Annotated in this window: 6 protein-coding genes; 2 read left to right on the plus strand and 4 right to left on the minus strand. The window is 70.4% G+C overall.

The window, feature by feature from the left end:
• Positions 1-95: 95 nt before the first annotated feature.
• The 4 genes from amcA to ACWGI8_RS40345 are packed head-to-tail and all read right to left on the minus strand — an operon-like array spanning position 96 to position 1,843.
• A complete protein-coding gene (gene amcA, locus ACWGI8_RS40330) occupies positions 96-359 on the minus strand; it encodes a multiple cyclophane-containing RiPP AmcA (RefSeq protein WP_453668420.1) in 264 nt (87 codons plus the stop codon).
• Positions 337-1,449 carry a cyclophane-forming radical SAM peptide maturase AmcB gene (gene amcB / locus ACWGI8_RS40335; protein ID WP_453668421.1) on the minus strand — a complete coding sequence of 371 codons (1,113 nt, stop codon included), beginning with the start codon at positions 1,447-1,449 and terminating at the stop codon, positions 337-339. Before amcB ends, amcA begins: the two co-directional genes overlap by 23 nt.
• A 23-nt stretch (positions 1,450-1,472) precedes the next feature.
• On the minus strand, positions 1,473-1,673 hold the full coding sequence (locus tag ACWGI8_RS40340; protein WP_453668422.1) for a hypothetical protein: 201 nt from the start codon (positions 1,671-1,673) through the stop codon (positions 1,473-1,475).
• Positions 1,670-1,843, minus strand: a complete 174-nt coding sequence (locus tag ACWGI8_RS40345) for a hypothetical protein (RefSeq protein ID WP_453668423.1) — start codon at positions 1,841-1,843, stop codon at positions 1,670-1,672. The genes ACWGI8_RS40340 and ACWGI8_RS40345 overlap by 4 nt, the downstream gene beginning before the upstream one ends.
• 186 nt (positions 1,844-2,029) lie before the next feature.
• Here ACWGI8_RS40345 and ACWGI8_RS40350 point away from each other — a divergent pair, with 186 nt between their 5' ends.
• Both ACWGI8_RS40350 and ACWGI8_RS40355 read left to right on the plus strand, forming a co-directional pair.
• Positions 2,030-3,250 (plus strand): helix-turn-helix domain-containing protein, encoded by a 1,221-nt coding sequence (locus ACWGI8_RS40350; RefSeq protein ID WP_453668424.1) that lies wholly within the window; start codon positions 2,030-2,032, stop codon positions 3,248-3,250.
• A 206-nt stretch (positions 3,251-3,456) separates the two neighbouring features.
• Positions 3,457-4,377, plus strand: a complete 921-nt coding sequence (locus ACWGI8_RS40355) for a Gfo/Idh/MocA family protein (RefSeq protein WP_453668425.1) — start codon at positions 3,457-3,459, stop codon at positions 4,375-4,377.
• Positions 4,378-4,380: the final 3 nt, after the last annotated feature.

Consider the following 4,380-nt stretch of genomic DNA (forward strand, 5'->3'; position numbering starts at 1 on the left):
TACTGGGTTTTGGGGCCTTTGGTCGGGCTGGCTTTGGGGCTCATTCACGGGGGGGGGGGGGGGGCCGGCGGTGTTGGGCGGGCCGCCCGTCCGGGCTACTTGTTCTTCCAGTTGTCCCAGGTGGGACGGTTGTCGAACACGGGCGTGGGGTTGTCCCAGGTCGGCCGGTTGTCGAACGTGCCGGCGAGGGGCTGGGGGTGCGTGGCCTCCGCGGCGGGGCGGTTGCCCCAGTCGGCGTTGGTCCAGGAGTTCTCCCAATGGGCGAGGGCTGTGGTGCCCGTGGCCTCCAGGAGGGACGTGAATCCCGGGGCCGAGTCCATCACGAGCGCGGTGGCGTCAGGGGCGATGTTCACGGACATGTCGCGTGACTCCTTCGAGTAGGGCGATCTTGGCGGTTGTGCAGTACCGGGTCCTGGTGCCGTCGAACCGGCCGTCGTGCTCGAAGTACCGGTTGGCCGCATGGGCGCCTCCGCAGAAGGCGAAGGTGGGGCAGGTGGCGCGGCAGGCGTCCACGCCGTTCCAGAACTCGGTGATCCAGGGGGTGCGGTCTTCGGCCTCGGCCACGAGGGCATCCAGGCCGGTGTGGAGCACGTTGCCTGTGGTGAAGTCGCCGAAGCGACTGTCGTTGAACCCGGCCAGCTCCGGGGAGAGCATGATCACGCCGCCGTCGTAGGCGACGGTGGGCAGTGGGTCCCAGGGGGCCGAGGTCGGCGTTGGGGTCGTGACGTGGCTGCCCAGGACAGCCCCGGCGAAGTTGAGCACGCGTTGTACCTCGCGCAGCCGGATGACCGGGTTCGCCCGCCAGGCATCGGCGAGGGCGGTCCAGAATTCCGCTGCCCGTATGGGGTCGGCGTCCTTGGCGCCCAGGTTGACGCCTTCCTCCTCTTCGACGTTGACGCCGAGGGTGGTCACGCCCAGGTCGGCGAAGAAGTCGTAGAAGCGGCCTGCTCTGTCCGGGTCCGGGCTGGAGACGACCGCGATGGCGGAGAACGGTATCCCGTGGCGGCGTAAGCGCTCTATGCCGCGCATGATGACGCGGAACCCTGGGCGGCCGGCGAGGGTGAGGCGGTGGCTGTTCATGTCCTCGGGTCCGTCGATGCTCACGCCCACGTGGACCTGGTGCTCCAGCATGAACTCGCACCACGCGTCATCAATCAGGGCCGCGTTGGTCTGCACGGAGTGCTTCACGTCCTCGAACGGCGCCATGAGCGCGGCCAGGTGCTCGCGCCCGGCCGCGAGCGGCTCCCCGCCGTGCCACACGACCTCGAACCTCGGGTTCGCCGCGGCCCACTCGTTGGCGGGGCCGGCAACGGCCTCGGCGACCTCCACCGGCATGAGGTGCTTCATCTTGCGGAATGGCAGGTAGCAGTACGTGCAGTCCATGGGCAGGCACTGCGTGGTCGGCTGCATGATCATCGAACCGGGGATGCGGGCGAGCCGTGTATGCATCGTGCTCCTCTCGGTGCAGGGCGTCAGGCGGGGGCGATGTTGTCGGCTGCCGTGGTCCACTCGATTCCGCCGGGTGGGCGGATGTGCGCGATGCGGACCGTGCCGTGGCTGTGCAACTCGTGGGTGACGGCGACCAGTTCGCCCTCCCTGCGACTGGCGATGTCGCGGACCTGCTGATGCAGCAAGGGGTGCTGCTCGTAGCCGGCGTGATCGACGGGGTTCACGTCTCCGTCTCCTCCGGCTGGGGAAGCTCGGCACGGCGCATGAACCTCTCCCAACCGCCCGCGGCTCGTATCCGCAGGGCCCGGCTGGGGGCACCGGGCAGCGGCTCGGGGACGGTGTACTTGCGTCCGCTGGCACCAGGGGTGCGGCGGGGAAGGAAGGGGGTGCTCATGGCCGTGCTCCTCTCCGACTGGGGGTGCAGCGGGCCGCAGGTGTACCAGGGAACGGCCCTACGGCCCGCTGCGAGGGGGAGGCATTGCCCGAAGTCGTCGTTGCTCCGAGGTGCGTTGACCACCTTGGCGGCCTGGGAATCTTGAGGCCACTGCGGCGTCCTATAGGGCCGTCCTATATTTCGGGGATGGAGCCGGAGCCGAACGTGTGGGCACACCCTGAACTGCGCGCCGCCGTGGCGGCGGAGGACTGGCCGGCGCTGTTGAAGACGTGGCGAAAGCTGACGCGCAGCAGCCAGAGCAAGCTCGGCGCCCTCGTGGGCTTGGCGCAGCCGGACGTCTCCGCGATCGAGAACCGGCGGCGCGCGGTGACGTCCGTCGAGGTGCGCCAGCGGATCATCCACGGCCTTGGCGTCCCCCTGGAACTGCTAGGCGCCCGGCACGAGGAGCTTCCTTTACCCTCCCTCGTGCTTCCCGGTGTGGTGTCGGAGACGGACGCGGAGAGGCTGATCGCCGTAAAGCAGGGCGGTCTGCGCTTGGATACCGCCTCCCTGGACGCGATGGACGCTTTACTGGCCGCGCATCGCCGGGCGGAGGACACCGTGGGCTCACGCACTATCGCCGCGCTCGTGACTGCTCAGTTCGGGGAAGTGGCCGCCCTCTACGACCAGGCCCGGGGGCCGCTGGCAGACCGCGTTGTCAAACTCCTGGCCGAGTACGCGCAATTTCTCGCCTGGATGGCGCAGGACCAGGACAACGCCCCGGTGGCACTGGGATGGTTCGACCGGTCCTATGACTGGGCGCTGGAATCCGGGTACGGCGACATGGCAGCCACCACCATGAGCATGAAGGCCCACCTGGCGTGGTCTCAGGGCAAGGGCCGGCGCTGCGTCCGACTGGGTGAAGCCGCGGCGTCAACGGCGGGAGGGAGCGAAGCAACGAGGGCCATGGCAGTCCAGATGGCCGGGCGCGGGCACGCGCTCGAAGGCGATGCCGATGACGCGTACCGCAGGCTGGACGAGGCGCAGCAGATCATCGCAGCCGCCTCGGACGCCCCACCCTGGCTGTACTTCTACGGCGAGTCATGGTTCGCCGCACAGCGGGGGATGGCCGACCTGCACCTCAAGGAATGGTCGAGCGCGGCCGAGAGCCTGCTGATAGGACTGGCCGGCTTCGCTCCGTCCTTCCGCAGGGACCGCGCCTGGTACGGGTCCTGCCTGGCGCACGCATACGCAGGCGCAGGGGAGGCGGAGGCCGCTCTGGAGACCTCCCTGGGCGTGATCACCGACGCCTCCGAGATCGGCCGCCCTCACGCGTGGGAGGAGCTGCACAGAGTGGCGGGGATGCTGATGCGCCGCAGGGCCTCCGAGGGCCGGGCGCTGTTCGATGCCCTGGCAGCGCTGGACTGAATCAGGCCGCGACGCCCCGCACCTGGGCCTGCGCGCATCAACTGCCGTGCGTCACTAGGTTTCGAAAGCGCTGGTCACAGACATTCGTTGATGGCGGCGACCAGCACGGTGGCTTCGTTCCCGATGACGAAGAGCGTTGGCACGGCTGAGCAGATCGCCATGCGCGGTCTGCTCTGCACCCCGGGGCCGGGTGCACACTGGCCCGCATGACGAAGCTGCGGATCGGACTACTCGGAACGGGCCCCTGGGCGGAGCGCACCCAGGCCCCGGCTCTCGCCGCGCACCCGGAGACCGTCTTCAGCGGGGTGTGGGGGCGGCGCCCTGAGGCTGCCTCCGCGCTGGCCGCCGCCCATGGGGTCAAGGCGTACGAGGACGTGGACGCCCTCATCGAGGCGAGCGATGCCGTCGCGGTCGCCTTGCCGCCCGACATCCAGGCACCGCTGGCGGCCCGTGCGGCCGCGGCCGGGCGGCATCTGCTGCTGGACAAGCCGGTGGCGACGACGGTGGCCGGGGCTCAGGAGGTCGTGACGGCGGTGGAGGGCACGGGCGTCGCGTCCATCGTCTTCTGCACGCTGCGCTTCGCCGCGGACACGGCGCCGTGGATCGCGGAACAGGCCGCCGCGGGCGGCTGGTTCACCGCCCGGGCGCACTGGCTGGGCTCGCTCTTCGCGAACGGCTCGGCGAGCCCGTACGCGGCCTCGCCCTGGCGGAGCGAGAAGGGCGGCCTGTGGGACGTCGGCCCGCATGCGCTGTCCGTGCTGCTGCCGGTCCTCGGCGACGTCACCGAACTGACGGCGCTGCGCGGCCCCGCCGACACCACCCATCTCGCCCTGCGGCATGCCTCCGGGGCGTCGAGCACGGCCACACTCGGTCTGAGCGCGCCACCGGAGGCGGCCGGCGCGAGCATTGACCTCTACGGCGAGCGGGGACGGGTCCTCATGCCCGCGTGGGGCGACGCGATCGGCTCGTTCCGGTCGGCGGTGGACGCGCTGCTGGAGTCGGTACGTACCGGGGATGCGCATGCGTGCGACGTACGGCTCGGGCTGCGGATCACGGAGATCCTGGCGGAGGCGGAGGAGCGGTTGGGGGAGTCGGACGAGCGGTCTGCGGAGGAGCGGCCGGTCTGAGCC

The organism is Streptomyces sp. NPDC054841 (genome assembly GCF_053611045.1).

Excerpts from the sequence above, each read along its gene's own strand:
- amcA (WP_453668420.1), bottom strand. The coding sequence starts at position 359 with ATGTCCGTGAACATCGCCCCTGACGCCACCGCGCTCGTGATGGACTCG.
- amcB (WP_453668421.1), bottom strand. The coding sequence starts at position 1,449 with ATGCATACACGGCTCGCCCGCATCCCCGGTTCGATGATCATGCAGCCG.
- ACWGI8_RS40345 (WP_453668423.1), bottom strand. The coding sequence starts at position 1,843 with ATGAGCACCCCCTTCCTTCCCCGCCGCACCCCTGGTGCCAGCGGACGC.
- ACWGI8_RS40350 (WP_453668424.1), top strand. The coding sequence starts at position 2,030 with ATGGAGCCGGAGCCGAACGTGTGGGCACACCCTGAACTGCGCGCCGCC.
- ACWGI8_RS40355 (WP_453668425.1), top strand. The coding sequence starts at position 3,457 with ATGACGAAGCTGCGGATCGGACTACTCGGAACGGGCCCCTGGGCGGAG.